The organism is Kitasatospora sp. NPDC093679, assembly GCF_040683455.1.
Classification (GTDB): domain Bacteria; phylum Actinomycetota; class Actinomycetes; order Streptomycetales; family Streptomycetaceae; genus Kitasatospora; species Kitasatospora arboriphila.
This window is the reverse complement of the sequence record NZ_JBFBDW010000014.1, coordinates 40,292-65,441: the sequence shown is the minus strand read 5'-3', so window position 1 is coordinate 65,441 and position 25,150 is coordinate 40,292. Positions and strand designations below refer to the sequence as shown.

Annotated in this window: 23 protein-coding genes; 13 read left to right on the top strand and 10 right to left on the bottom strand. The window is 75.3% G+C overall.

The genetic code is table 11. The features are described from left to right. Positions 1-10 precede the first annotated feature (10 nt). The gene (locus AB0O09_RS14785; RefSeq protein WP_363542023.1) at positions 11-1,339 is read right to left on the bottom strand and encodes a hypothetical protein; all 1,329 of its coding nucleotides are present in this window, start codon (positions 1,337-1,339) and stop codon (positions 11-13) included. A gap of 195 nt (positions 1,340-1,534) precedes the next feature. Here AB0O09_RS14785 and AB0O09_RS14780 point away from each other — a divergent pair, with 195 nt between their 5' ends. Both AB0O09_RS14780 and AB0O09_RS14775 read left to right on the top strand, forming a co-directional pair. Further along, entirely contained in the window at positions 1,535-1,948 is a 414-nt protein-coding gene (locus AB0O09_RS14780) for an ATP-binding protein (protein WP_344621987.1), read from the top strand. A gap of 260 nt (positions 1,949-2,208) precedes the next feature. Further along, positions 2,209-3,300: a glycoside hydrolase family 3 N-terminal domain-containing protein gene (locus AB0O09_RS14775; RefSeq protein ID WP_363542022.1), complete on the top strand. Its 1,092-nt coding sequence runs from the start codon at positions 2,209-2,211 to the stop codon at positions 3,298-3,300. Positions 3,301-3,327: 27 nt separating this feature from the next. Here AB0O09_RS14775 and AB0O09_RS14770 read toward each other — a convergent pair whose 3' ends face one another. The 8 genes from AB0O09_RS14770 to AB0O09_RS14735 form a co-directional block, all read right to left on the bottom strand. Next, positions 3,328-5,280 carry a phosphocholine-specific phospholipase C gene (locus AB0O09_RS14770; protein ID WP_363542021.1) on the bottom strand — a complete coding sequence of 651 codons (1,953 nt, stop codon included), beginning with the start codon at positions 5,278-5,280 and terminating at the stop codon, positions 3,328-3,330. An 11-nt stretch (positions 5,281-5,291) separates the two neighbouring features. Further along, positions 5,292-6,755 carry an endonuclease/exonuclease/phosphatase family protein gene (locus AB0O09_RS14765; RefSeq protein WP_363542020.1) on the bottom strand — a complete coding sequence of 488 codons (1,464 nt, stop codon included), beginning with the start codon at positions 6,753-6,755 and terminating at the stop codon, positions 5,292-5,294. A gap of 175 nt (positions 6,756-6,930) precedes the next feature. Further along, positions 6,931-7,251, bottom strand: a complete 321-nt coding sequence (locus AB0O09_RS14760; RefSeq protein ID WP_030266578.1) for a multidrug efflux SMR transporter — start codon at positions 7,249-7,251, stop codon at positions 6,931-6,933. Next, positions 7,251-7,916, bottom strand: a complete 666-nt coding sequence (locus AB0O09_RS14755) for an HAD family phosphatase (RefSeq protein WP_363542019.1) — start codon at positions 7,914-7,916, stop codon at positions 7,251-7,253. Before AB0O09_RS14755 ends, AB0O09_RS14760 begins: the two co-directional genes overlap by 1 nt. A 150-nt stretch (positions 7,917-8,066) precedes the next feature. Continuing rightward, positions 8,067-9,167: an ABC transporter ATP-binding protein gene (locus AB0O09_RS14750; protein ID WP_363542018.1), complete on the bottom strand. Its 1,101-nt coding sequence runs from the start codon at positions 9,165-9,167 to the stop codon at positions 8,067-8,069. A gap of 14 nt (positions 9,168-9,181) precedes the next feature. Then, positions 9,182-10,027: an ABC transporter permease subunit gene (locus AB0O09_RS14745; RefSeq protein ID WP_363542017.1), complete on the bottom strand. Its 846-nt coding sequence runs from the start codon at positions 10,025-10,027 to the stop codon at positions 9,182-9,184. After that, on the bottom strand, positions 10,015-10,971 hold the full coding sequence (locus AB0O09_RS14740; protein WP_363542016.1) for an ABC transporter permease subunit: 957 nt from the start codon (positions 10,969-10,971) through the stop codon (positions 10,015-10,017). The genes AB0O09_RS14745 and AB0O09_RS14740 overlap by 13 nt, the downstream gene beginning before the upstream one ends. Positions 10,972-10,979: 8 nt before the next feature. Then, complete coding sequence (locus tag AB0O09_RS14735) at positions 10,980-12,155, bottom strand: ABC transporter substrate-binding protein (RefSeq protein ID WP_363542015.1); 1,176 nt, start codon at positions 12,153-12,155, stop codon at positions 10,980-10,982. A gap of 269 nt (positions 12,156-12,424) precedes the next feature. On the opposite strand from AB0O09_RS14735, the gene AB0O09_RS14730 reads away from it, so the two are divergent. From AB0O09_RS14730 to AB0O09_RS14680, 11 genes are all read left to right on the top strand, one after another. Next, positions 12,425-13,192: a GntR family transcriptional regulator gene (locus AB0O09_RS14730; protein WP_363542014.1), complete on the top strand. Its 768-nt coding sequence runs from the start codon at positions 12,425-12,427 to the stop codon at positions 13,190-13,192. A gap of 230 nt (positions 13,193-13,422) precedes the next feature. Beyond that, a complete protein-coding gene (locus AB0O09_RS14725) occupies positions 13,423-14,634 on the top strand; it encodes a hypothetical protein (protein ID WP_363542013.1) in 1,212 nt (403 codons plus the stop codon). 34 nt (positions 14,635-14,668) lie between these two features. After that, complete coding sequence (locus AB0O09_RS14720; RefSeq protein WP_363542012.1) at positions 14,669-15,061, top strand: hypothetical protein; 393 nt, start codon at positions 14,669-14,671, stop codon at positions 15,059-15,061. 50 nt (positions 15,062-15,111) lie between these two features. Next, positions 15,112-16,203: an amidohydrolase family protein gene (locus AB0O09_RS14715; protein WP_363542011.1), complete on the top strand. Its 1,092-nt coding sequence runs from the start codon at positions 15,112-15,114 to the stop codon at positions 16,201-16,203. A 94-nt stretch (positions 16,204-16,297) separates the two neighbouring features. Further along, positions 16,298-16,975 (top strand): uracil-DNA glycosylase, encoded by a 678-nt coding sequence (locus AB0O09_RS14710; protein ID WP_363542010.1) that lies wholly within the window; start codon positions 16,298-16,300, stop codon positions 16,973-16,975. A 292-nt stretch (positions 16,976-17,267) separates the two neighbouring features. Then, a complete protein-coding gene (locus AB0O09_RS14705; RefSeq protein WP_363542009.1) occupies positions 17,268-18,182 on the top strand; it encodes an SCO1860 family LAETG-anchored protein in 915 nt (304 codons plus the stop codon). A gap of 183 nt (positions 18,183-18,365) precedes the next feature. Then, on the top strand, positions 18,366-19,388 hold the full coding sequence (gene glnII, locus AB0O09_RS14700; RefSeq protein ID WP_363542007.1) for a glutamine synthetase GlnII: 1,023 nt from the start codon (positions 18,366-18,368) through the stop codon (positions 19,386-19,388). Positions 19,389-19,492: 104 nt separating this feature from the next. Continuing rightward, positions 19,493-20,644, top strand: coding sequence for a M48 family metalloprotease (locus AB0O09_RS14695; protein ID WP_363542006.1), 1,152 nt, complete (start codon positions 19,493-19,495; stop codon positions 20,642-20,644). Between the two features lie 96 nt (positions 20,645-20,740). Beyond that, positions 20,741-21,475 carry a polyprenol monophosphomannose synthase gene (locus AB0O09_RS14690; RefSeq protein WP_359985144.1) on the top strand — a complete coding sequence of 245 codons (735 nt, stop codon included), beginning with the start codon at positions 20,741-20,743 and terminating at the stop codon, positions 21,473-21,475. A 562-nt stretch (positions 21,476-22,037) separates the two neighbouring features. Then, on the top strand, positions 22,038-22,601 hold the full coding sequence (locus AB0O09_RS14685; protein ID WP_363542005.1) for a hypothetical protein: 564 nt from the start codon (positions 22,038-22,040) through the stop codon (positions 22,599-22,601). 11 nt (positions 22,602-22,612) lie between these two features. Beyond that, a complete protein-coding gene (locus AB0O09_RS14680; protein WP_363542004.1) occupies positions 22,613-23,416 on the top strand; it encodes an MOSC domain-containing protein in 804 nt (267 codons plus the stop codon). On the opposite strand, the gene cobC is transcribed toward AB0O09_RS14680, so the two are convergent. Beyond that, the gene (gene cobC, locus AB0O09_RS14675; RefSeq protein ID WP_363542003.1) at positions 23,403-24,923 is read right to left on the bottom strand and encodes an Rv2231c family pyridoxal phosphate-dependent protein CobC; all 1,521 of its coding nucleotides are present in this window, start codon (positions 24,921-24,923) and stop codon (positions 23,403-23,405) included. The genes AB0O09_RS14680 and cobC overlap by 14 nt on opposite strands. Positions 24,924-25,150 lie beyond the last annotated feature (227 nt).

Here is a 25,150-nt window from a genome sequence, read left to right as displayed (position 1 = left end):
TCGGGGCGCCTCAGGCCGCCTTCAGCCGGGCCACCTCGCGGGCCCGCTGGTCGAGGTGGGCGACCGTCCGGTTGCCCAGGTGCGGGCGCAGGCCGCTGCGCAGCGCGCCGAAGTGCTCGTCGCCGCGGACGCTGCTGATCCCGGCGTAGTCGTCGAGGAAGGACGACCAGGTCGCGGCGGCCGCCTCGACGTGGCCGTGCTCCATCTGGCGGCGTGCCAGCAGGCCGAGGCCGTGCACCCGGCCCTGCCGCTCGGCCCGCGGCCGGACCCGGTTGGAGGTCTGCAGCGCCGCGATCGAGCCCGGCAGGTCGCCCAGCTCGTACAGCACGTGCGCGAGGTGGAACTGGTACGCCGCCAGGTCGTAGCCGCCGACGGCGTCGTTGCGGCCGTCCGCCTTCGCGAGCGCCGCCTCGGTCTCGGCCAGCCGGGCGAAGGCCTGCCGCCGGTCCTTCACCATCGCCGCCCCGTGCGCCTGCTGGCCGCGCAGGAAGGCGGTGAGCCGGGGACCGGCGGCGGGCGCGGCCTGCGCCGCCGAGTCCGCGTACTCCAGGGCGCGCGGCCCGTGGCCCAGGCTGGAGGCCTGCAGCGACATGCCGCGCAGCGTGCGGCAGTACGTGACGTGGTCGCCGGCCTGGTCGGCGAGGCGCAGCGCCTGCACGTAGTACGACTGGCCGAGGCCCTGCGCGAGCTCGTAGACGGCGGACCAGCCGGCCAGGTAGGTCAGGTCCGCGGCGGCGGCGAGCATGTCGGCCTTCGACCGGTCGCTGCCGGCCGCCTGCAGCCACGGGCCGACGCTGTTCACCAGGAAGCTCGCCATCATCGGGCGGGCGTGCGCCGCCCCCAGTTCGTCCAGGATGCCGGCCAGCCGGTCGGTCATCGTCCGGACGGTGGCCACCTCGCCGTCGCCGATCCGCACCGTGCGGCCCGCGGCCGCCCGGTCGATCCGCTCGGCGGCCTCGCCGAACCCGGGCACCGCCAGCGCCGCGGAGTACAGTCCGGCGGCCAGCACGCTCCGGCGGGACGGGTCCATGTCGGCCCGACCGAGCGCCACCAGCCCGCTGACCGGATCGGTGGCCTCGTGGTCGCCGAGCCCGGTCTCCTCGGCCGCCACCGGCCGGCCCAGCCGCCGCGCGAACGCCTCCCGCACGACCCCGGCGACCTCCGCGCGCGGCCGCGACCCGGCCAGCCAGTGCGACACGGTGGTCTTGTCGTACGTGAGTCTGAGCCCGGCCTCCGCGCCGGTGCGGCGGACCGCCCGGGCGAGCTGGTCGTTGCCCCAGTCCGCCTCGCGCATCAGCGCGGCGAGAGCGGCGTTCGGTGTACGCGTGCGTCGTCCCATGTCGGCCTCGACTCGTGTTCAACCGGTTCAACCCTGTCCACAGCATGGACTGTTCTCTCCTGTGGAGTAAACGAGTTGACTGAACGTGAGCCGTTGGAGGGACTGGATCCGGCGGCTCCCCGCGGCCTGCCCCGGTTTTCCCCCCACCGGCGGCAGGCCGCGTCCCCCGCCGTCCCGGGAGAGCAGGAGCGACCCATGACGACCGCCGCGAGGTCATCGACCGCCGTGACGCGCCAGGCGCCGCCCGCCGTCGCCGAACTGCCGTGCGAGGAGCGGTCGGCGCAGCTCGCCCGCGGGCTCGTCCGGGCCCGCCTCGGCCACCTCGGGCTGGCCGCGCTCGTCGAGGACGCCGAACTGGTGGTCTCCGAACTGGTCGGCAACAGCGTCCGGCACTGCGGCGGGCGGCGGATCCGGGTCGCCGTCCGCCGCCGGCTCGACGGCCGGGTCCGGATCAGCGTCGAGGACGCCTGCCGCACCCCGCCGACCCTGCTCACCGCCACCGAGGACGACGAGTGCCACCGCGGACTCGCCCTGGTCGACACGCTGGCGGACCGGTGGGGGACGGCGCCGACCGCGTGCGGGAAGGTGACCTGGGCCGACCTGCGCTGAGGGCCCGCGTCCGCGGTGTGTCGCCCGGACGGCGTGCGTGGCTCCGCCGGTGATCGGGACGGCCCGGTCTAGCGTGAGGGGGTCGGCCGGACCGGCCGCGGCTGAGGAGGGCGCCCGTGTCGTCGCATGCCCGCTGGTTGACCGTCTCCCTGGTGATGCTCATGGCGGCCTGCGCGACCGCGCCGCGGACCGGCGCCGGACAGTCGTCCGCGACCCCGCGGCCGGGGTCGACGTCCGCGTCGAGAGCGGGGAGTGCCGCCGTGGGTCCGTCGCAAGCGCCCTCGTCCGCGTCGGCCGACTCGGCGGAGCCGACCCGGCGGACGCTGACGCCCCCGGCGGCCGGGCCGGTCACCGACGAGCAGCTGGCCGGGCAGCGGATCGTGTACTCCTACCCGGGCCCGGTCGTCCCCGACTCCGTGCTGGCGGCCGTCCGCGACGGACGGGCCGCCGGGGTGATCTTCTTCGCGGAGAACATCCCCGACACCGCCACCCTGCGGACGGCGGTGGACCGGCTGCGCGAGGCGCAGCGGCAGAGCCCGGTGGCGGCCCCGCTGCTGCTGATGACCGACCAGGAGGGCGGCAAGGTCCGGCGGCTGCCGGGCGCGCCCGAACTCTCGGCGCGGGAGGTCGGCGAGTTTGCGGACGCGGTGGCGGTGGCCGCCCGCACGGGCACCGAGGCGGGCAGGAACCTCGCCGCCGCCGGACTGAACGTCAACCTGGCGCCGGTGCTGGACGTGTACGGGGCGCCCGGCAACTTCATCGACGCCAAGCACCGCTCCTACGGCCAGGACCCGGCCGTGGTGGCCGACCTGGCGGCGGCCTTCGCGGTGGCCCAGCGGCAGGAGGGGGTGGCCGCCACCGCCAAGCACTTCCCGGGGCTGGGCACGGCGCCGGCCGGGATGAACACCGACGCCGGCCCGGTGAGCCTGCCGGTGCCGCTGGAACGTCTGCGGTCCGCGGAGGAGGCGCCCTACCGGGCGGCGCTGGCGGTCGGAGTGCCGCTGGTGATGCTCTCCTGGGCGGTCTACCCGGCGCTGGACGCCGCACGGCCCGCCGGGCTGTCGCCCACCGTGGTCCGCGGCGAACTGCGCGAGCGGCTGGGCTTCCGCGGGGTGACGGTGACCGACGCGCTGGAGGCCGGGGCGCTCGACGGCTTCGGCGACACCGGCGCGCGGGCGGTGGCGGCCGCCGCGGCCGGGATGGACCTGATGCTCTGCTCCGCCCGCGACGCCGACCAGGGCGGGCGGGCGGCGCAGGCCCTGGCCGGGGCACTCGCCGACGGCCGGCTGGACCGGGCCGGCTTCACCGCCGCGGCCGCCCGGATCGCCGCCCTGCGGGGCGCCCTGCGGTGAGTCGCCGGGCGTCCCGCGGGCGGGACGTCAGTGCAGGGTGCCCGCGTACCGGCGCAGGAAGCGGGTGCCGGTTCCGGCGGTCACCACGACGTCGTAGCGGCCCCGGTCGAGCGGCCAGTCGACGGTGGTGGCCGAGCCGGGGGCGACCCAGACCGTGCGGGCGGTGCCGGCGTAGTCGTTCGGGGTCAGGGCGAACGAGCACTCGGTGCGGCCGTCGTTGGCGAGCCGCAGGGTGATGCTGCCGGTGCCGACGGCGGCGGTCACCGAGGGCACGGCGACGTCGTCCTGCGCGGCGCGCACCACCGTGCCGGCGAAGCGGCGGACGAAGCCGTCCGGGCCGTGCACGGTGAAGTCGTAGCGGCCGTCGGTGGACGCGGCGTCCCAGGTGTACGTGCGGCTCCCGCCGGCCGGGACGGTGTACGGGGTGCCGGCGAACGGCAGCGCGATGTTCGGGTAGACGGTGTACGGGAAGGCCACCGCACCGGAGTTGGCCAGCGTGCAGGTGACCGCGCCGGTGCCGCGGTCGACCGCGGCGTCCGCCCACGGCCGGTACGGCAGCTTCCGGTGCGGCCGGCCGCCCGGCTCCTGGGCGGGCATCGCCTGGGCGCCGGTGGCGGGCAGCTTGACCGCGGGCAGTTTGGCCCCGGCGTCGGCCTTGGCCATCAGGGCGACGGTGTCCGGCAGTGCGGGGATGCTGAAGTCCGGTGCGGTGAAGTCGAGGCAGCTGGTGAGGTCGCCGCAGACGGCCCGCCGCCAGGCGGAGATGTTCGGCTCCTGGACGCCGGTCACCAGCTCCAGGAAGCGCAGCACCGAGGTGTGGTCGAAGACCTGCGAGTTCACCCAGCCGCCGCGCGACCAGGGCGAGGCCACCCAGAGCGGCACCCGGTTGCCCAGGCCGATCGCCCGGCCCTGGGTGTACTCCTCCGCCGTGCCCGGCTCCGGGGTGGGCGGCACGACGTGGTCGAAGTAGCCGTCGTTCTCGTCGTACATCACCAGGAAGACGGTGTGCTGCCAGACCGCCGGGTTCGACATCAGCGACTGCAGCGCGGTGTTGACCCAGTGCGCGCCGTAGTCCGGGCTGGCGCTGGGGTGTTCGCAGAACAGGTAGGGCGCGACCAGCCAGGAGACGGTCGGCAGGGTGCCGTCCTTGCAGTGCTGGTCGAAGGCGGTGGGGTCCCACTTCGTCATCGCGTTCACGTACCGCGGGTCGGTGGCGGGGAAGTTGTGGAACTGCTTGAAGTAGGAGAGCGCGTTGTCGTCGTAGTCGCCGGTGCGGTCGTCCTTGCTCGGGTTGTGGTAGACCCGCCAGCTCACCCCGGCGGTCTGCAGCCGCTCGGCGTAGGTCGTCCAGTCCGCGACGGGATTGTCGGTGACGGGGGTGTTGTCGATCCACGGCCCGGTGGTGCCGTCCCGGCCGGGGCCGGCGGTGCCCGTCCACAGGTAGAGCCGGTTGGGGTCGGTCGGTCCGGCCATCGAGCAGAAGTACGCGTCGCAGAGCGTGAAGGCGTCGGCCAGCGCGTACTGGTAGGGGATGTCCTCGCGGGTGAAGTAGCCCATGGCGCGCTCGCCCTTGGCGGCGATCCACTTGTTCATCGCGCCGCCGTTGATGGCCTGGTGGCCGGTCGCCCAGTCGTGCGCGAGGCCGCCGGCGTTCTGCGCGTTGTACCGGGTGGTGTCCATCCGGAACGGCAGCATCGCGCCGCCGTCGCTGCGGCCCGCGTCGGGCTGGCGGAAGACGTCGGTGCCGTCCGGGAACTGCAGCGCCTGCTTGTCGGCGAAGCCGCGGACACCGTTCAGGGTGCCGAAGTAGTGGTCGAAGGAGCGGTTCTCCTGCATGAGGATCACCACGTGCTTGACGTCGGCGATCGAACCGGTCGCACCGGCCGCCCGGGCGGCGGTGGCGGGCAGGCCGACGGCGGCGGCCGTGCCGGTGGCCGCCGTCGCGGCGACGAAGCTGCGGCGGCTGAGCTGGGGGGTCATGGCACGGCCTCTCAGAGGGTGAAGGTGGCGACGGCGGCGGCGGTGTCGCTCGGCCAGCCGTTGGCGGCGGCGTTCGGCTCGGCCTGCGGCCAGCCGGTGGCGAGGGTGTGCGCCTCGACGAGGGTCAGCGCGCCCGCGAACTGGACCTGGTCGATCCGGTCCTGCGGTTCCGCCTTGCCGCCGCGCACCGCCCGGGTCGGCGACCAGGTGTTGCCGGGGGAGGCGACCGGGTCGGGGTGCGCACCGCGGTAGGCGTCGGTCAGGCCGGCGTCCCGCAGGGCGGTGGTGACCGGCCAGGCCAGCGCCGGACGGCCGCCCTGGCCCGTCCAGTCCAGGTGCGAGGGCGAGGCGAGGTCGGCGGCGAGCACCACCCGCTGCCCGGCGGCGATGTCGGCCTGCACGGCGGCGGCCAGCGCGACGGCCTGCTTGCCGCGGGTGGAGGCGGCCTCGGCGGCCTGCACCTGGGTGGCACTCTGCCCGTCCTGGACCGCGTACGGGCCGTAGTTCGACTCGTCCAGGTGCGCGGCCCAGAAGCGGACGGTGCGGCCGCCCGGCAGCTGCACCGTGGCGCCGGCGGCGGGCAGCGAGGCGGTCGGCGCGGTGACGGAGGTGAGCGGCCAGCGGCTGAGGATGCCGACACTGCCGGAGCTCTGGTACGCGTACCAGCCGAGTGCGGTCGCCAGGGACTGCGCGGCGGTGCCGGCGGTCTCCTGCAGCGCGACCACGTCCAGGCCCTGGGTGAGGACGGCGGCCAACTGCTTCTCCACCGCGTCGGTGAACGCCGCACCGGCGTTCGCCAGGTTCCAGCTCGCCGACTTGAGGGTGAGCGGGCCGGCCGGGTCGCGGACCGGGACCTGCACCGTCACCGTGTCGGCGGCACCCGCCGGGTCCTTGATGCCGACGGTCACCACCGCGGGGTGCGCCTGCACGGCGGGCGCGGTGCCGCTCACCGTGCCGACGGTCACCACCGCGGGGTGCGCCTGCACGGCGGGCGCGGTGCCGCTCACCGTGCCGTCGGCCGCCACCGACAGCCAGGAGTCGCCGGAGACCTTCCGGTACACCGCCGTGCCGGTGCCCTTCGTCCACAGGCCGGCCAGCTTCACCGAGACGGCCGCGCCGGGCGCCACCTGAGTGGTCGTCAGGGCGTCCACCACGGCGTGTGGCCGCGGCGCCGCAGGCTTCGGGCGGAAGGTGAACGGCGCGGTCTGCGCCAGGACGCCGTAGCCGTCCTTCGCCAGCAGGTACGCGGTGTACGGGCCGCCGGTCAGCGCCGAGGTGTCCAACTGGACGTCCCCGGAGGTGCCGGGCGTGTACTTCCACAGCAGCGAGGACCCGTTGCCCGGCTGCCGGGTGCCGTCGTAGATCCCCACCCAGTTCTTCGGGTCCGGGGAGCCGGTCGTCCAGTGGAAGGTGATCCGGTCGCCCTCGGTCGGGTTCGCCGGCGTCGCGATGACGAGCGTCGAGCCTGTCGCCACGGAAGTCCTGTCCGCCGCACCGCCCTTGGCGCAGCTGGTTCGAGTTGGCTGAACAACTCGGACCATTGACCCGGCCCTCGGCGGCCCGCGGATGAACGTGACATGACGCCCCGTCGGAAGAACCGCGAACCCTGCCCCGAACCGGCGGGTCACCCCGTGCCCGCCGGTCCGGACGTCAGTGGCCGCCGCGGAGGTTGATGACGACGACGCCCGTGATGACCAGGGCGATGCCCAGCCACTGGAGGCGGCCCAGGGGTTCGGCGAAGAAGGTGGCGCCGATCGCGGCGACGGCCGCCGTGCCCGCGCCGGACCAGACGGCGTAGGCCACCGAGACGGGGATGTGCTTCAGGGCGCGGCCGAGCAGCAGGAAGGAGAGCACGTAGCCCAGGGCCACCCCGATGCTCGGCCACAACCGGCTGAAGCCGTCGGTGAGTTTGAGCAGGCTGGTGGCGCAGACCTCGCTGGCGATGGCGAGCGCGAGCAGCAGGTACGGCATCAGGCCGGCCGGGCGGCGGCGAGCGCGTGCAGCAGGGCCACGTCGGCCTCTTCGAGGCTGCCGAGCAGGGTGATCCGGCCGTGCGCGGCGATCGGCACGGTGGACGGCACGGCGAGCACCGCGCAGCCCGCCGCCGCGGCGGAGGCGACCCCGGCCGGGCTGTCCTCGACGGCGACGCAGGTGGCCGGGTCGAGCCCGAGGCGGGCGGCGGCGGCGAGGTACGGGTCCGGGTCGGGCTTGGTGCGCTCGGTGTCCTCGGCGGCGAGGGTGGTGGTGAACCAGCGGTCGCCGATCGCGCCCAGCACCAGGTCGACGACGCGCCGCGGCGAGGCGGAGACGAGTGCGGTGGGCACCTCGGCGGTGCGCAGGGCGGCGAGCAGGCCGAGGGCGCCCGGTCGGGGGACGACCTCGGCGGCGACCTTGCCGGCGAAGGCCCGGTTGAGCTGCTCGACGAGTTCGGTCTCGGCCCGGTCGGTGCCGCTCGCCCGGCGCAGGTGGGCGGCGGTGTGCTCGGCGGCCCGGCCGAGCACGTGCGGGAGGTCGGAGTCGTCGAGGGAGAGGCCGAGCTCGGCCGCGGTCTCGGCGGCGGCCTGCCACCAGAGGGGCTCGGTGTCGACGAGTGTGCCGTCCATGTCGAACAGGACGGCGGCGGGGGTGTGCGGCATGGGTGAACCTTACGCAGTCGGATGAAATGAGGGGCGCGGGGGACCGCGCAGTCCGGTGCGGGTGTCGCGACAGCACGGGCCGAGCCCGGATCCGTACGTGACCCGCATCCGAATCGCGCAGTTCCACGCGCCCCTGACGGGTTTCCCGATCTACCGCCGGCGGTCGACCAGGACGGGGCGGTCGACCAGGACGGGGCGGTCGGGCAGGGCGAGGTGGGCGCGGCTGCCGGGGGGCAGGGCGGCGGCCGCCTCGGTGGCCAGGTCGGCCTTGACCTCGGTGCCGTCGGCGAGCCGGGCGGTGAGCCGGGTGACGGCGCCGAGGAAGGAGGCGCCGGTGACCTGGGCGGTGCCGTCGGCGTCGGGGCGCAGTACGACGTTCTCCGGCCGGACGAGCACCTCCAGCGGGCCGTCCGCGGGCAGCGTGCCGTCGACCGGGTACGTCCGGCCGAGCAGGGCGACGCCGGCGCCGGCGCGCTCGCAGGGGATGCGGCTCATGGTGCCGACGAACTCGGCGACGAAGGCGGTGGCCGGACGGGCGTACAGCTCGGCGGGTGCCGCGCACTGCTCCAGGCGGCCGGCCCGCAGCACCGCGACCCGGTCGGCCATGGAGAGGGCCTCCTCCTGGTCGTGGGTCACGAAGAGGGTGGTGATGCCGAGTTCGCGCTGGAGGCGGCGGATCTCCTCGCGCAGGGTGAGCCGGACCTTCGCGTCCAGGGCGGACAGCGGCTCGTCGAGCAGCAGCACGCGCGGGGTGAGGGCGAGGGCGCGGGCGAGGGCGATCCGCTGCTGCTGGCCGCCGGAGAGCTGGTGCGGGTAGCGGGCGGCGTGCTGCGGCAGGCCGACGAGTTCCAGCAGTTCCTGGGCGCGGGCGCGGCGTTCGGCCTTGCCGGTGCCGCGCATCCGCATCCCGAAGGCGACGTTGTCGAGTGCGGTCAGGTGCGGGAAGAGGCTGTACGACTGGAAGACCATGCCGGCGTCGCGGCGGTGCGCGGGGATGCCGGTGACGGGCTCGCCGTCGACGAGGACCTCGCCGGAGTCGTGGGTCTCGAAGCCGGCCAGGATGCGCAGCGCGGTGGTCTTGCCGCAGCCGGACGGGCCGAGCAAGGCGAGGAGTTCGCCGGGGCGGACGTCCAGGTCGAGGCCGTCCAGGGCGGTGGCGGCGCCGAACGCGCGGCGCAGGCCGCGGAACTCGACGGTGGCACCGCCCGCGGCGGTCGCGGTGGGCAGGGTGTGCGGGGCGGCGGTGCTCATGCGGGGTCTCCGGGTCAGGAACGGGCGGGTGCGGGGCGGCGCTCGCGGCCGGCGGCGGCGAGCAGGAGCAGCAGCACCCAGGTGATCAGCAGGCTGAGCACGGACACCGCGACGGACATCTGGCCCTGGCTGTTGCCCACCGAGTACACCCAGACCGCGAAGGGCTGGTAGCCGAGGATGGAGGCGGCGGTGAACTCGCCGAGCACCAGGGCCAGGGTGAGGAAGGCGGCGTTCAGCAGGGCGCCGCGCAGGTTCGGCAGGACGACGGTGACGACGGCGCGCGGCCAGCTCGCGCCGCAGCTGCGGGCCGCCTCGACCAGGGTGCGGACGTCGACGGCGCGCAGGCCCGCGTCCAGGGCGCGGTAGGCGAGCGGCAGCGACATCAGCACGTAGGCGATCACCAGGACGAGCGGGAACTCGGGCTGCTGGACGAACACGATCGTCTGGAAGAAGGGCGTGTCCATCAGGTGGTCGGGGCCCCAGCGCAGCACGCCGATCAGGCCGGCGGTGAAGGCGACCGGCGGCACCACCAGCGGCAGGGTGCAGACCACCTCGAGCACGGCCCGCATCCGGGCGGTGCCGAGCCGGGCGGCGATCAGCGCCGGGACGAGCAGCACCAGCAGCACCACCACGGTGGCGGCCGCGAGTTCGAGGGTGAGCAGCAGGGCGTCGGTGAAGCCGGGGGCGCTCAGCAGGCCGGTGTAGGCGTCGAACTGCACGCCGCCGTTGGGGTCGTCGACCGAGAACCAGACCGAGGCGGCCATCGGGACGAGGAAGTACAGGCCGGCGACGAGCAGCACGGCCCCGCGCCACGGGCGCGGGCGCCGGCCGCCGACGGCCTTCGGGGTCAGCTGAGCCATCGGGCGCTCCGGCGCTGGAGGGGCAGGTAGACGGCCATCACCAGCACGGCGACGACGATCATGTCGAGGCTGAGGGCGAGGGCGAGGTTGCCCTGGCCGACCAGGACGTTGCCGGAGAGCGCGTCGGCGATCGACCGGCTGATCAGGGGCACCGTCGCGCCGACCATCGCGGCGGCGGTGGCGTACGCGGCGAAGGCGCTGCCGAACAGCAGCACGTAGCCGCCGAGCAGCGAGGGCAGCAGGATCGGCAGCGCGACGTGCCGCCAGTACTGCAGGACGGTGGCCCGGTTGTTGGCGGCGGCCTCGCGCCACTGCCGGCGCAGTCCGTCCAGGGCGGGGGTGATGGTGAGCACCATCAGCGGCACCAGGAAGTACAGGTAGGCGACGGTGAGGCCGGTGAAGCCGTACAGCGTCCAGCCGTGCTCGGTGAGGTGGAACAGCTTGGTGACCTCGCCGGCGTTGCCGAGGGTGGCGACGAAGGCGAAGGCCAGCGGCAGGCCGCCGAAGTTGGCGAGCACGCCGGAGGCGGTCAGCACCGCCTCGCGGACGGCGCGGAAGCGCGAGGTCACCACGGCCTGGGCCAGCGGCAGGCCGACCGCGGTGCCGATCAGGGCGGTGAGCGCGGAGAGCTTGACGCTGCTCAGCAGGGCCGTCCAGTAGGCGCCCTGCACCGAGTCGGTGACGTTGGCGGTGGTGAACGAGCCGGCGCCGGTCCCGGCGTCGGAGGAGAGCGTGAACGCGCCGGTGGCGATGGCGATCGCGGGCAGGCCGAAGCCGATCGCGAAGAACGCCAGGAGCGGCAGCGCGGCCGGCCAGGATCCGCCGCGCAGGCGGCGGGCCCGGGGGGCGGGCGGGGGAGTCGCGGGCCCGGCGGCCACGGCACCCGGGCCGCCGCTGGGGTCAGCGGCGGCCGGGGCCGGCACCGGGGTGGGAGCCGTGGTCATGGTGTCGATCAGCCCGCGATCGCCTTGGTCCAGTTCTCGGTCACGACCTTCTTCGCGGCCGTGATCTGGTCCTGGGTCGGGAAGGTGGTGAAGGGCTTCTCGACGGTCGGCAGCTTGGCGGCCGCGGCGGTGTCGAGGGTGCCGTCCTTCTTCATGGCGTCGAACAGCGCCGGGGTGGCGTAGCCGCCCAGGTAGAGGTTCTGGCCCTCGGCGCTGAACAGGTACTCCTGCCACAGGCGGGCGGCCGCCGGGTGCGGCGCGAACTTGTTGACGCCCTGGTTGTAGTACTGGGCGTAGGAGCCGTCCGAGGGGACGGAGACCTGCCAGTCGATGCCCTTGCCCTTGAACTCGTCGGTGTAGCCGGCGTTCAGGTAGGACCAGTCGATCGAGATCGGGGTCTCGCCCTTCTCGACGGTGGCCGGGGTCGACTCGACCGGGTTGAAGTTGCCGGACTGCTTCAGCTTGGCGAAGAAGTCGATGCCGGGCTGGATGTCGTCCAGCGTGCCGCCGTTGGCGAGCGCGGCCGCGTACACGCCGCCGAAGGCCGAACCCGACTTGGTGGGGTTGCCGTTCAGTGCGACCTTGCCCTTGTACTCGGGCTTCAGCAGGTCGGCGAAGGTCTTCGGGCAGGTGCCGACGCGCTTGGCGTCGCAGCCGATCGAGATGTAGCCGCCGTAGTCGTTGACCCGCAGGCCGGCCGGGTCCTTCATGGTGTCGGCGATCTTGTCGAAGCCGGCGACCTTGTACGGGGCGAGCAGCCCGTCCCTGGCGGCCTGCAGCGCGAAGGCGCTGCCCAGGTCGACCACGTCGGGGGCGCGGTCCTGGCCCTTGCGGGAGGTGATCGCGTTGATCTCGTCCTGGCTGGAGCCGTCCGGGTTCTCCTCCTCGACCTCGATGCCGTACTTGGCCTTGAAGCCCTCGAGGATCTTGCCGTAGTTCGCCCAGTCGTGGGGCAGCGTGATGACGTGCAGCTTCCCCTCCTTCTTGGCGGCGGCGACCAGGGCGTCCATGCCGCCGAGGTCGGCGGCGGAGGCGGCGTCCTTGGCGGCCTTGGCACCCGCCGCGGGCTTGCCGGCGTCGCCGGAGGCCGCGGAGGAGCCCGCGGAGCCGCAGGCGGACAGGGAGAGCGCGGCGGCGGTCAGCACGGCCGCGAAGGCGGCGGCACGGGCGCGGTGCACGGTCACGGATGGTTCTCCAGGGTGAGGGGCGCTGCTGCGGGATTCGCTCGGGGAGGCGCCGGCCGGACGGGCCAAGTTGGCCAGCCAACTTTCGGCGACGCCGGTAAGTACGCCGGAGAGCGGTGACGGGAAGGTGAACGGACGCCCCAGGACAGGGGGCGGCTGCGGGAACGGTGGAGACCGGCCCGCCGATCGGTGATCGAAAACGGTTACAGTCGGTGCCGTCCGCCCCGCGCCGAATGCGGCGGACACCTGCCAGGAAGGACCACACCGCCGTGCCAGCAGACCCGGACCGCGCAACCGGCGCCCTCTACCGCACGGTGGCCGCCGACCTCCGCGAGGCGATCACCACCGGCCGCTACGGCGAGGCCGGCCGCCTCCCCGCCGAGGGCGCCCTCGCCGAGCGGTACGGCGTCTCCCGCGGCACCGTCCGGCAGGCCCTCGCCCTGCTGCGCGCCGACGGTCTCGTCACCTCCCGCCGCGGCACCCGCCGCGTCGTGCTCGGCACCGCCCGCGTGCAGAGCTTCTCCGAACTGCTCAGCTTCACCCACTGGGCCCGCTCCATGGGCGAGGAGCCCGGCGGCCGGCTGGAGTCGCTCGTCCGCCGCCCCGCCGACGCCGCCGAGTGCGAGCTGCTCCGTCTGGAGCCCGGCTCGGAGGTGTACGTGACCCTCCGTCTGCGCACCCTCTCCGGGACGCCGGTGATGGTCGAACGGACCGTCTACCCGCCCCGGGTCGGCGAGATCGTCGCCCAACTCCCCGCCGACGCCGTCTCGCACACCGAGCCGCTGCGCGAGCACGGCATCCTCTTCACCGACGCCGACCACACCATCGACGTGGTCGCCGCCAACACCGAGGACGCCCGCCTGCTCGGCTGCCGCCGCGGCAGCCCGCTGCTCCGCGAGAAGCGCCGCACCACCGACCCCACCGGCACGCCCGTCGAGTGGTCCCAGGACCGCTACCTGCCCGGCACGGTCGCCTTCTCCATCCACAACTCCCTGGCCTCCTCGGCCCTCTCGCGCCACGCCCGCGACGGCGACTGACCCGGCCGCACCGTCCGCACCGCACCGCACCGCACCGCACCGCACCGCACCGCACCGCACTGTCCGCGATCGGCCGGGCGTGCGAGAGGCGGGTTGAAACCTCGTCAGGTGTCACCCGATCGGGTCGAGTGTGCGGCGAGTCGGGTGCTGCGGCTCGCCCGGACGGCCGCGGGTTGGTGCACTCGTGCTGCACGGTCCGTCGGGGCCGGTGCGCGAGGGAGGGGAACCCCATGGCACGGACCGGACCGACCGGGCGGGTGGAGCGGCTGCTCCGGCGGGCGGTCACCCTGGCGCTCGCCTGTGCGGCGGCCACCGCGGCGGCCCCGCCCGTCCCGGTCGCCGACCCGGACGGCCCGGCCGACCGCGTCGCCCCCCGGGCCGCCGGCTGGCACGCCGTCCGGCTGCCGCCCGCCCCGCGCAACCAGGAGCTCCGTTCGGTCGCCGCGCTCGGGCCGGACGCGGCGTGGGCGGTCGGCTACGAGGAGAGCCAGGCCGGCGGCGCCCCGCTGGTGGAGCGGTACGACGGGCGGGTCTGGCGCCGGCTGAAGGTGCCCGGCCACCGCGGTGCGGGCAGTCTGGAGGCCGTCCTGCCGTTCGGGCCGGGCGACGTCTGGGCGGTCGGCAGCCGCAGCGACCCGGCGGCCGGCGAGGACCGCGGTCTCGCCCTGCACTGGGACGGCCGCGCCTGGCGCGAGGTCCCGCTGCCCGCCGGGCCGGCCGACCGGTCCGTCCACCCGCTGGCCCTCGCCGCCGCCGGCCCGCGCGACCTGTGGGCGGTCGGCGCCACCGCGCAGGACCGCACCACCGCCCCCCGCCCGCTGGCCCTGCACTGGGACGGTTCGGCCTGGCGCACCGTCCCCACCCCGGGGACGGAGGGCGACGCCGCGCTGCTCGGCGCCGCCGCCGACCGTGCGGGCGGCCTCTGGGCCGTGGGCGTCGCCTACGACCCGGACGGCACCGGCCGGCCGCTGACCGAGCACTGGGACGGCCGGGCCTGGCGCATCGTCGACGCCCCCGGTGAGGACGGCCGCAGCACCACCCTGGAGTCGGTCGCCGTGCTCGCTCCCGACGACGTGTGGGCGGTCGGCTCCAGCACCGACGAGGACGGCCCGGCCCGGCCCCACCTGCTGCACTGGGACGGCGGCGACTGGCGGCCCGCCGACCCGCCCGCCGAGGTGGAGGGCCAGCTCCATGCGGTGGCCGTCGCCCCCGACGGCACCCTCTGGGCGGCCGGCGAGCAGCCCGGCGCCGCCGTCCCGGCCTTCACCCTCCGGTACCGCGACGGCGTCTGGACGCACCACCCGGCCGACCCGGCCGCGGCCGGCGCCTCCTTCTTCTCGGTCGCCCCCGTTCCCGGCACCGGCGCGCTCTGGGCCGTCGGCTCCACCCAGCCGCAGCTCCAGGACGCCTGGCACCCCGTCGTGGAGTCGTACACCCCGTGACGGCCGCGCCGGGCCGCCGTGGCACGGTGACCGGATGCTGCTGCCCCCCGAGAACGCCCGCTTCGTGACGGGTCCGGTGCCCCCGCTGCTGCTGCTCGGTGCGGCGCCCGTCCACAGCGTCCTGCCGGCGCTGGGCGAAGGCCCCGACGGGCGATTGCCCGTCTGCGAGGGGTGGACGCTGATACCGAGTCTGATCATGTGCGTGGTCGACGGACCCGGAGAGGCCGGCTGCGTGATCCCGACGCTCACCTCTCCCGGCGACCCGGAGGAGGCCGCGTACGTCGACGCCTGGTGCGCCGAGGTGGCGGAGGCCGGCGGCGCCGTGGTGGTCTCCCTCGACGCGATGCCCGAGCACGTGGACCGGGCCGAGGTGTTCGGCGGGGACGCCGCCCGGGGCGGGTTCGTCGCGCTCGCGGCGCTCGCCTGACACCTGCTTCGCCGCCCTGCCCGTGGCGGCCCGTGGGTAGAGTGCGGGACATGAGCGATGGCGCGGTGCTGCACATCAAGGGGCGGGTGCTGGTCGGGCCCGAGGACGTCCGGGACGAGCTGTGGGTGGTGGACGGGCGGGTCACCTTCGACCGCCCCGCGCACGCCGCCGACGTCCGCACCGTCGCCGGCTGGGCGATGCCGGGCCTGGTCGACGCGCACTGCCACGTCGGCCTGGACGCGCACGGCGCCGTCGACGAGGCCACCAGCGAGAAGCAGGCGCTCACCGACCGGGACGCGGGCACCCTGCTGATCCGCGACGCCGGTTCGGCCGCCGACACCCGGTGGATCGACGACCGCGAGGACCTGCCGCGGATCGTCCGGGCCGGGCGGCACATCGCCCGGACCCGCCGCTACATCCGCAACTACGCGCACGAGATCGAGCCCGGCGACCTGGCCGCGTTCGTCCGGCACGAGGCCCGCCGCGGCGACGGCTGGGTCAAGCTGGTCGGCGACTGGATCGACCGCGAGGAGGGCGACCTCACGGCCTGCTGGCCCGGGGACGCGCTGCGCGAGGCGATCGCCGCCGCGCACGAGGAGGGCGCCCGGGTCACCGCGCACTGCTTCGCCGCCGCGTCGCTGCCGGACCTGATCGCGGCCGGCATCGACTGCATCGAGCACGCGACGGGGCTCACCGAGGAGTTGATCCCGCAGTTCGCCGAGCGCGGGGTGGCCATCGTGCCGACCCTGGTGAACATCGCCACCTTCCCGAAGCTGGCGGCGGGCGGCGAGGAGAAGTTCCCGGCCTGGTCGGCGCACATGCGGCGGCTGCACGAGCGCCGGTACGACACGGTGGGCGCCGCGCACGACGCGGGCATCCCGGTGTACGTCGGCACCGACGCGGGCGGCTCGCTCGCGCACGGCCTGGTCGCCGAGGAGGTGGCCGAGCTGGTGAAGGCCGGCCTGTCGGCCACCGAGGCGCTGTCGGCGGCGAGTTGGGCGGCCCGCGCGTGGCTGGGCCGGGACGGCCTGACCGAGGGCGCCCCGGCCGACCTGGTGGTGTACGCCGAGGACCCGCGGGCGGACGTCCGGGTGCTGGCCGATCCGCGGGCCGTGGTGCTGCGCGGCCGGGTGGTGGCCTGAGCGGGACGGCGCCGGCGCCGTCCGTGAGTAGGGGCGGGGCGCGGACGTCAAGCTCCTCGATGGCGTGTCGGCGGGGGCCGCTAGGGTGATCACCATGGCACCCCGTCCCCTGCACGAGATCGTCGAACCCGGCTGGGCCCGCGCCCTGGAGCCCGTGGCGCCGCGCGTCGCCGCCATGGGCGACTTCCTGCGCGCCGAAATCGCGGCCGGCCGCACCTACCTGCCCTCCGGCCCGAACGTGCTGCGCGCCTTCCAGCAGCCCTTCGACCAGGTCCGCGTCCTGATCGTCGGTCAGGACCCGTACCCGACCCCGGGCCACGCGGTGGGCCTCAGCTTCTCCGTGGCTCCGGAGGTCCGGCCGATCCCGGCGAGCCTGGTGAACATCTACCGGGAGTACGGGACGGACCTCGGCTTCCCGCCGCCGTCCAACGGCGATCTCACTCCGTGGACGCAGCAGGGCGTGCTGCTGCTCAACCGCGTGCTCACGGTGGCGCCGCGCACGCCCAACGCGCACAAGGGCAGGGGCTGGGAGGAGGTCACCGAGCAGGCGATCCGCTCGCTGGCCGCCCGGGGCGGCCCGCTGGTGGCGATCCTCTGGGGCTCGGCCGCGCGCAACCTCCGTCCGCTGCTGGGCGGGATCCCGTCGATCGAGTCGGCGCACCCCAGCCCGATGTCCGCGGACCGCGGCTTCTTCGGCTCCCGCCCGTTCAGCCGGGCCAACGAGCAGCTCGTGCAGCAGGGCGCGCAGCCGGTGGACTGGCGCCTGGCGTAACGGAGTTGGCGTCAGTCTCGGACGCCGCGGCCGGCGGGTGTCAGGCCGCGGCGTCAACCTCACCCGAAGGAGTGAACTGACGCTCCGTGGTGCTCGGGTGACGCACGGTTCGAGTGAGACTGATTGTCAGTCCAGAGCACGAGCCCCGTCCCCGGACCGGTGCGCGCCCCGTTTTCTCCGCGCCCGCGCCAGGGATGTCTCCGCGCCCCGCGCGGGGTGACGTCCCCGCGCCCGGCGCAGGGCGACGTCGGTGGCGCGCTCCTCCTCGTCCATGTGTGGGGGTCACTCCGTCATGCCGTCCCGTTCTTCCGTCCGCGCCGTCGCCGCCTCGCTCGTCGCCTCCGCGCTCGCCGTCCCGCTGCCGGCCGCCGCCGCGCAGGCCGCCACGCCCAAGGGGTCGGCGGGCAGCGCCCGGGCGGTCACCGCCGAGGTCGACCTGGAGGTGTCGCTGCTCGACAAGGCGGTGCGCGTCCCCGTCGACGCGACCCTCAACAAGGTGCAGACACCCGCCGAGCGGGACGCCTCGATGCTCACCGCGGCGGTGGACGGCGTCGACCGCGGCCGCCCGGTCACCCTGGTCAAGGCGGACGTCGGCCGCTCGGTCACGCACGCCGACGACCGGGGCACCTCGGCCTCCGTGACGCTCGCCGACGCGAACGTGCACGCCCCCGGCCTGCCCGGCACCACCCTGCTCGGCCTGCAGGCGCTCTCCGCCGAGGTCACCTGCCCGGTGGACGGGCGGCCCACCGCCAAGGTGACCTCCCCGCTGAAGCTGACCGTGCTGGGCCGTCCGGTCAGCGTCGGCCTGAACAGCCCGAGCCGGGTCGCCGTGCCCGCCGTCGGCACGGTGGAGGTGGAGTTCTCCAAGAAGACGGTCACCACGACGACCGCCGCGGCCTCCGCCCTGGAGGTGTCGGTCGACCTCAACCCGCTCAACCTCAACGTCGCCCGGGTGACGGGCAAGGTGACGGTCGCCTCCGTTTCGTGCGAGAAGCCCACCGCGGCGCCCGTGGTCCAGACCTCATCGCCCGCGCCGAAGCCCACGAAGGCCAACGCCGCCGCCCCCGCCGAGCAGCCCGCGGCGCTCGCCTCCACCGGCAGCAGCGGCACCGGCACGCTGGTCGGCGGAGCGGCGACGCTGCTGGTCACGGGCGGTGCGGCGCTCTGGGCCACCCGCCGTCGGCGGGCCCACGCACGCCGCCGCTGACCGCCCCGGGTGAACCAGCCGTCCCACCGGTGCGCCCACATCCCGAGACGTGCACTGTCCGAGGGTGAGCGTGCCGCCGCGGACGGTTGGTTCACATGGGCGTTACATAGGAGGAACAACCGGGAAACGGCGGCTTGCAACGCTACGCGGGCACCCACCACCCAAGCAGTGAGGTTCACCGCAATGGCAATCAAGGCCGAGTACATCTGGATCGACGGCACCCAGCCGACCGCCAAGCTCCGTTCCAAGACTCGGGTGCTGCCGAACGCGGACAAGATCCCCACCTGGGGCTTCGACGGCTCGTCGACCAACCAGGCCGAGGGCCACGCCTCGGACCGTGTGCTCGAGCCGGTGAAGGTCGTCAAGGACCCGATCCGCGGCGGTGACAACATCCTGGTGCTGTGCGAGGTCTTCGAGATCGACGGCACGCCGCACGTGTCCAACACCCGTGCGAAGCTCCGCCCGATCGCCGAGCAGTACGCCGCCCAGGAGTCGATCTTCGGCATCGAGCAGGAGTACACCTTCTTCAAGGGCTCCCGCCCGCTCGGCTTCCCCGAGGGCGGCTACCCGGCCCCGCAGGGCGGCTACTACTGCGGCGTGGGTGCCGAGGAGGTCTTCGGCCGCGAGATCGTCGAGCTGCACCTCGACCGCTGCCTGGACGCGGGCCTCGCGATCTGCGGCATCAACGCCGAGGTCATGCCCGGCCAGTGGGAGTTCCAGATCGGCCCGGTCGACGCGCTGACCGTCTCGGACGACATGTGGATCGCCCGCTACCTGCTCTACCGCACCGCCGAGGAGTTCGGCATCGACGCCACCCTGGACGCCAAGCCGGCCCGTGGCGACTGGAACGGCGCGGGTGCGCACACCAACTTCTCCACCAAGGCGATGCGCGAGGGCTACGACGCGATCATCACCGCCTGCGAGTCGCTCGGCGCCTCCCAGGAGAAGGTCATGGAGCACGTCAGCCAGTACGGTGACGACATCCAGTCCCGCCTCACCGGCAAGCACGAGACCGCCCCGTGGAACGTCTACTCCTACGGCGTCTCGAACCGCGGTGCCTCCGTCCGCATCCCGTGGCAGGTCGAGGTGGAGCAGAAGGGCTACATCGAGGACCGCCGCCCGAACGCGAACGTCGACCCCTACGTCGTCACCCGCCTCCTGATCAACACCTGCTGCGAGGCGCTGGAGAAGGCCGGCCAGGTCTGATCCGCGCTCCCCGGAGCCTTCGCCCGCCGCTCCCTCCGCACCGCGGAGGCGAGCGGCGGGCGCTTTCCGTACCCGCCGCGCACGGCCTTCCGTAGGGTGGTTCCATGGCGGACGACCCCGACTCCACGCCCGACTTCACGCCCGAGCAGACGGCCCGCGGCCGGGCCCTGCGGCGCGCCCAGGTGCCGTGGCTGCTCGGCGGTGCGCTCGCCGCGCTCGCCCTCACGCTGGTGCTCGGCCTCACCCCGGCCGGTGCCGGGCTGGTGACGTGGGCGGGCGGCCTGTTCGGCGGCTCGCGGACCGCCGAGGTGCTGGGCGGTGCGGCGGCGCTGGCGGTGCTCGGCCAGGCCGTCCGGATGCCGTTCGGGGCCCGGACCAGGGCCGTCCGCGCCCGCTACGGCCTGGTCACCCAGGGCTGGGGCGGCTGGGCGCTCGACGCGCTGCGCGGCCTCGGCCTCGGGCTGGTGCTGCTCCTGCCCGTCACGCTCGGCCTGTACGCCCTCACCGCACGCTCCCCGGACCGCTGGTGGATCCCCGGCGCGGTGCTCGCCGCGCTGCTGGTGACGGCGCTGTCCTTCCTGCACCCGCTGCTGATCGAACCGGTCTTCAACCGCTTCTCGCCGATGCCGGCCGGCCCACTGCGGGATGCCCTGCTGGGCCTCGCGGACCGGGACGGCGTCCGGGTGCGGGACGTCCTCGTCGCGGACGCCTCGCGCCGCACCACCGCGCTCAACGCCTACGTCTCGGGCCTCGGTTCGACCCGCCGCATCGTGGCCTACGACACCCTGCTGAACACGGCCGAGCCGCGCGAGGTGGAGCTCGTCGTCGCCCACGAACTCGGCCACGTGAAGCACCGGGACGTGCTGACCGGCACCCTGCTCGGCGCGGCCGGGGCCGCCGCGGCCACCGTGCTGATCGGGCTGGCGGCGAACTGGCAGCCGCTGCTGGACGCGGCCGGCGCCGACAGCGCCGCCGACCCCCGCTCGCTGCCGCTGCTGGCCGCCCTGGCCGCGCTGATCGGGTCCGCGACCGGCCCGCTGCAGGCCGCCGCCAGCCGCCGCATCGAGGCCCGCGCGGACCGGCACGCCCTCGAACTCACCGACGACCCGGAGCAGTTCATCGCGATGCAGCGCCGCCTCGCGGTGGCCAACGTGTCCGACGTCGACCCGCCGCGCCTGCTGGTGCTGCTCTTCGGCACCCACCCCAGCGCCACCCGCAGGATCGCCGCCGCCCGCGCCTGGCGCCCGGCCGGCTGAGGCCCGGGCGCCGCCGACCGTCGTGCCGGCGTCCACGGCCGCGGCCGTAGACTCGCGGGAGTCGTCACGGAACGTATCGAACAAGGACTCTGATTCATGGTGGACCCTTCCCCCAAGGTCGTCGTCGTCGTGCCCACGTACAACGAACGGGAGAACCTGCCGGTCATCGTCGGCCTGCTCGCCGACCTGGGGATGCCCGACCTGCACGTGCTGGTCGTCGACGACAACTCGCCGGACGGCACCGGTGAGGTCGCCGACAAGCTGGCCGCCGGGTCGCCGGACACCGTCGGCGTGCTGCACCGCACCGACAAGGACGGTCTCGGCCGTGCCTACGTCGCCGGCATGAGCCGGGCGCTCGACGAGGGCGCCGACGTGGTCGTGCAGATGGACGCCGACCTGTCGCACCCCGCCGCCGTCCTCCCGGTCATGGTCGAGACCCTGCTCTCCGGCGACGCCGCGGTGGTGCTCGGCTCCCGCTACGTGCCGGGCGGCTCGACCGCCGCCGAGTGGCCGTGGCACCGCAAGGCGCTCTCCGCCTGGGCCAACTTCTACGTCAACGCGATCCTGCGGCTGCACGTCAAGGACGCCACCGCCGGCTTCAAGGCGTGGAAGGCGGACACCCTGCGGGCGATCGACCTGCAGTCGGTGCACAGCAACGGCTACTCCTTCCAGGTCGAGATGAACCACCGCACCGTCCGCCGCGGCCTGCGGATCGCGGAGGTGCCGATCCGGTTCGAGGAGCGGGTCAAGGGCGCCTCCAAGATGAGCTTCGGCGTCCAGGTCGAGTCGGCGCTCGCGCCGTGGAAGCTGCTGTTCGCCGGGCGCCGCTGACCGGCTCCCGCAGCGGCGGCCGGCCGGCCCCGTCCGGCCGCCGCGCGGGTGACCTCGGCAGTACACCCGGCTCATCCTCAAGGTCAGCCACGACCTCGGCGCCGACCCGGGGATCTGCCTGATGGCCGTCTCCGCCGGCAGCCACGACTGCCTGGACGGCTTCCCCGTGCTGCGGGCCTTCCTGGAGCGGGCCGGCGTCGACCTCACCCAGGCCAGCTCGCCGACGGCCGCGGCGGCGACCCCGTCGACCGGGTCACGCCCGTCGCGATCAACCCGATCCTCGCGTACCGGCTGCGCACCCCCGAGGCGGGCACCTTCCGCAACGCCCTGCCGATCCTCGGCGTCGACAACACCCGGGCCGCCGACGTCGACGACGTCACGAACGTCGCCGCGCTTCTCCGGCAGCAGGCCGCCCGCCACCCGCACCACTGACGGGCCGCCACCACCGCGGCGCGGACGGCACGGTCGTCCGCGCCCCGCGGCGTGCCCGCCGAAACCCGGTGGCCCGGCGGCACCGCCCCCGACGACAATGCGGCGGACACCGCGGTACGGGGGAGGGGTCGTGGAACGACCGGACGACGACGGGCGGCCGTTGCTGTTGCTGGACGTGGACGGGCCGCTCAACCCGTACCGGGCGAAGCCGCAGCGACGGCCCGAGGGCTACCTCACCCACCGGGTGAAGCCCGCCTCCTGGCTGGAACGGCACCGCGACACACCGCCGGCCCGGGTGAAGCCGCTGCGGTTGTGGCTGCACCCCGGGCACGGACCGGCCCTGCTCGCCCTGCCGTACCGGCTCGTCTGGTGCACCACCTGGCAGGACGAGGCCAACGAGTGGATCGGGCCGCCGATCGGCCTGCCCCGGCTGCCCTTCGTCCGCTGGCCGCGGATGCACCACGGCGATCCCGACGGACTGCACTGGAAGACCCGGCACCTGACCGAGTGGGCCGCCGGCCGCCCGTTCGCCTGGGTGGACGACGAGATCGGACCGCAGGACACCGCCTGGATCGCCGCCCACCACCCCGCCCCGGCGCTGACCCTGCCGATCGACCACCGGCACGGCCTGCGGGCCGCGGACTTCGCGGCCCTCGCCCATTGGGCCGAGCAGCTCCCGGCGGCCGGCCGGTGATCGCCGGGACGGTGCGCAGCCTGCACCGCCACCCCCTGAAGTCCGCGCTCGGCGAGGAGATCGCCCACGCGCGGATCACCGGGCGCGGCCTCGACGGCGACCGGGTCCGCGCCCTGCTCGACACCGCCACCGGCCGCGTGGTCAGCGCCAAGAACCCGCGGCTGTGGCGCGCCCTGCTGACCGTCACCGCCCGCACCACCCCGCACGGGATCCGCCTGCTCACCGTCGACGGAAGGGAGTTGGACGAGGCGGGGCTCACCGCACTGCTCGGCCGGGAGGTACGGGCCGTCGACGTGCCGCCGCCCGGCGCCGAGCTGGAGCGCAGCGTCCCCGAGGAGGTGCTCGACCGCGGCGCGGACGCCGAGGTGCCGTCCACCGTCCACGCCCTCGGCAGTGCGGCGCCGCCCGGGACGTTCTTCGACTTCGCGCCCGTCCACCTGGTCAGCACCGCGGCCCTGGCGGCCCTCGGCGAGGGCACCGGGACGGGTGGGCCCGTCGCGGCGGCCCGCTACCGGCCCAACCTGGTGGTCGACACCCCGGGGCGGAGCGGCTTCCCGGAGAACGGCTGGGTCGGCCGCGAGCTGCGGATCGGCGACGGCGTGCGGCTGGAGGTGCTGGCGGCGACCCCGCGCTGCGCCGTCCCGACCCTGGCGCACGGCGCGCTGCCGCGCGACCTCGGGGCGCTGCGCGCGGCCGCCCGGCTCAACCGGGTGGAGCCGCTGCCCGGCGCGGGCCCGATGCCCTGCGCCGGGGTGTACGCGCGGGTGCTGGCGGGTGGCACCGTCCGCCGCGGGGACGCCGTCAGCCTGCGGTGACCGGGCGGGCGGGCGGGGCGCCGACGGCGGCGGCCAGCGCGGCGAGGAAGCGGTCGCCGGTGGCCGGGTCGCGGACGGCGATCCGCAGCCAGTCCGGCCCCAGACCGGGGAAGGTGTCGCCGCGCCGCACCGCGAACCCGGCCTCCCGCAGCCGCTCCCGCACCGCGGCCGCACCGTCCAGCTCCACCAGCAGGAACGAGGACGCCGGGGTGCCGTGCACCCGCACGCCGGGGACGCCGCGCAGGCCCGCCAGCAGGTGCGCCCGGTGCGCGGCCAGCTCGTGGGCGGCCTCCTCGGCCTCGGCGAGCGCGGCCGGTGCCGAGCAGACCTCGGCGGCCGCCAGCGCCGGGGTGGAGACCGGCCAGAGCGGCTGGGCGGCGGCGAGTTCGGCGATCAGCTCCGCGGGGCCGAGCACGTAGCCGATCCGCAGCCCGGCCAGGCCCCAGGTCTTGGTGAGGCTGCGCAGCACGACCACCCGGCCCGGCAGGCCGCGCACGTCGGCGAGGGCGGCGCTCTCGCCCGGGACGGTGTCCATGAAGGCCTCGTCGACCACCAGGGTGCGGCCGGGGCGGGCGAGCGCGGCGACGTCCGCGGCGGGGTGCAGCACGGAGGTCGGGTTGGTGGGGTTGCCGATCACCACCAGGTCGGCCTCCTCGGGCACCGCGCCGGGCGTCAGCCGGAAGCCGTCCTCGGCGCGCAGCACCGCCCGGTGCACGGTGTGCCCGGCGTCCCGCAGCGCGGCCTCCGGTTCGGTGAACTGCGGGTGCACCACGCAGACGTGACGGGCCGCCACGACCCGGGCGAGCAGCACGAAGGCCTCGGCGGCGCCGGCGGTGAGCAGCACCTCGCCGGCCGGCCGGCCGTGCCGGGCGGCGACGGCGGCGCGGGCGGCGGCCGGGTCCGGGTAGGCGGCGAGGTCGCCGAGGGTGGCGGCGAGCCGGTCGCGCAGCCAGCGGGGCGGGGTTCCGGTGCGGACGTTGACGGCGAGGTCGACCAGACCGGCGGCGCGGACCTCCGCGTCGCCGTGGTGCCGGAGGTCGAAGTCGGTGCTCATCGCGGTGGTCTCCCGAGGGGTCGCGGGGCGGTCGGGGCTGCCCGGGCGCAGCGGCTCGTCCGGGGCGGGGGCGCGGCGGGCGATCGCGACCGTGGCCGTCCGGGAGGCCGTCTTGGGCACCACCAGGCGCCCGCCGGGGGCCTCTGCCAGGGCGGCGGCCTCGGCGACGCCGGGGGTGCCGAGGGCGGCGCGGACGGCCGCGGAGGGGTTCGGTACGGGCACCGCGGCGAGCACGGCCGCCGGGTGTGCGGTCAGCGGGACGCCGAGGATCCGGGCGGCTCCGCGCAGGCCGGGTTCGGCGGCCCTCGCGTCGACGGTGGTGAGCAGCACGAGCTCCGTGCGGTCGAGGCCGGCGGTGGCCAGTACCTCGTCGAGCAGGCGCAGGACCTCGTCCGCGGGGGTGCCGGGGCGGGCGCCGACGCCGGCGACCAGCGGGCCGTGCAGCTCCACCACCGTGCCTCCGCAACCCCCGTGACCTGCCGGAAATCCCACCACGGGCGCGACGGGCGGGTCAATCGTGGCGGGTGTGAGATGGAACGTACCGGCGTCGGGTGCTGTTCTTCCGTTCTTCACTTCCGCGGCGCGGCCCCGGCCACCGGCCCCCGCCTAGGGTTTGGCCGCTCGACCGGTCGCAGCCAGCACTGCCTCGCACCACCCTCAACCGCCGCCCCTCGTACGGA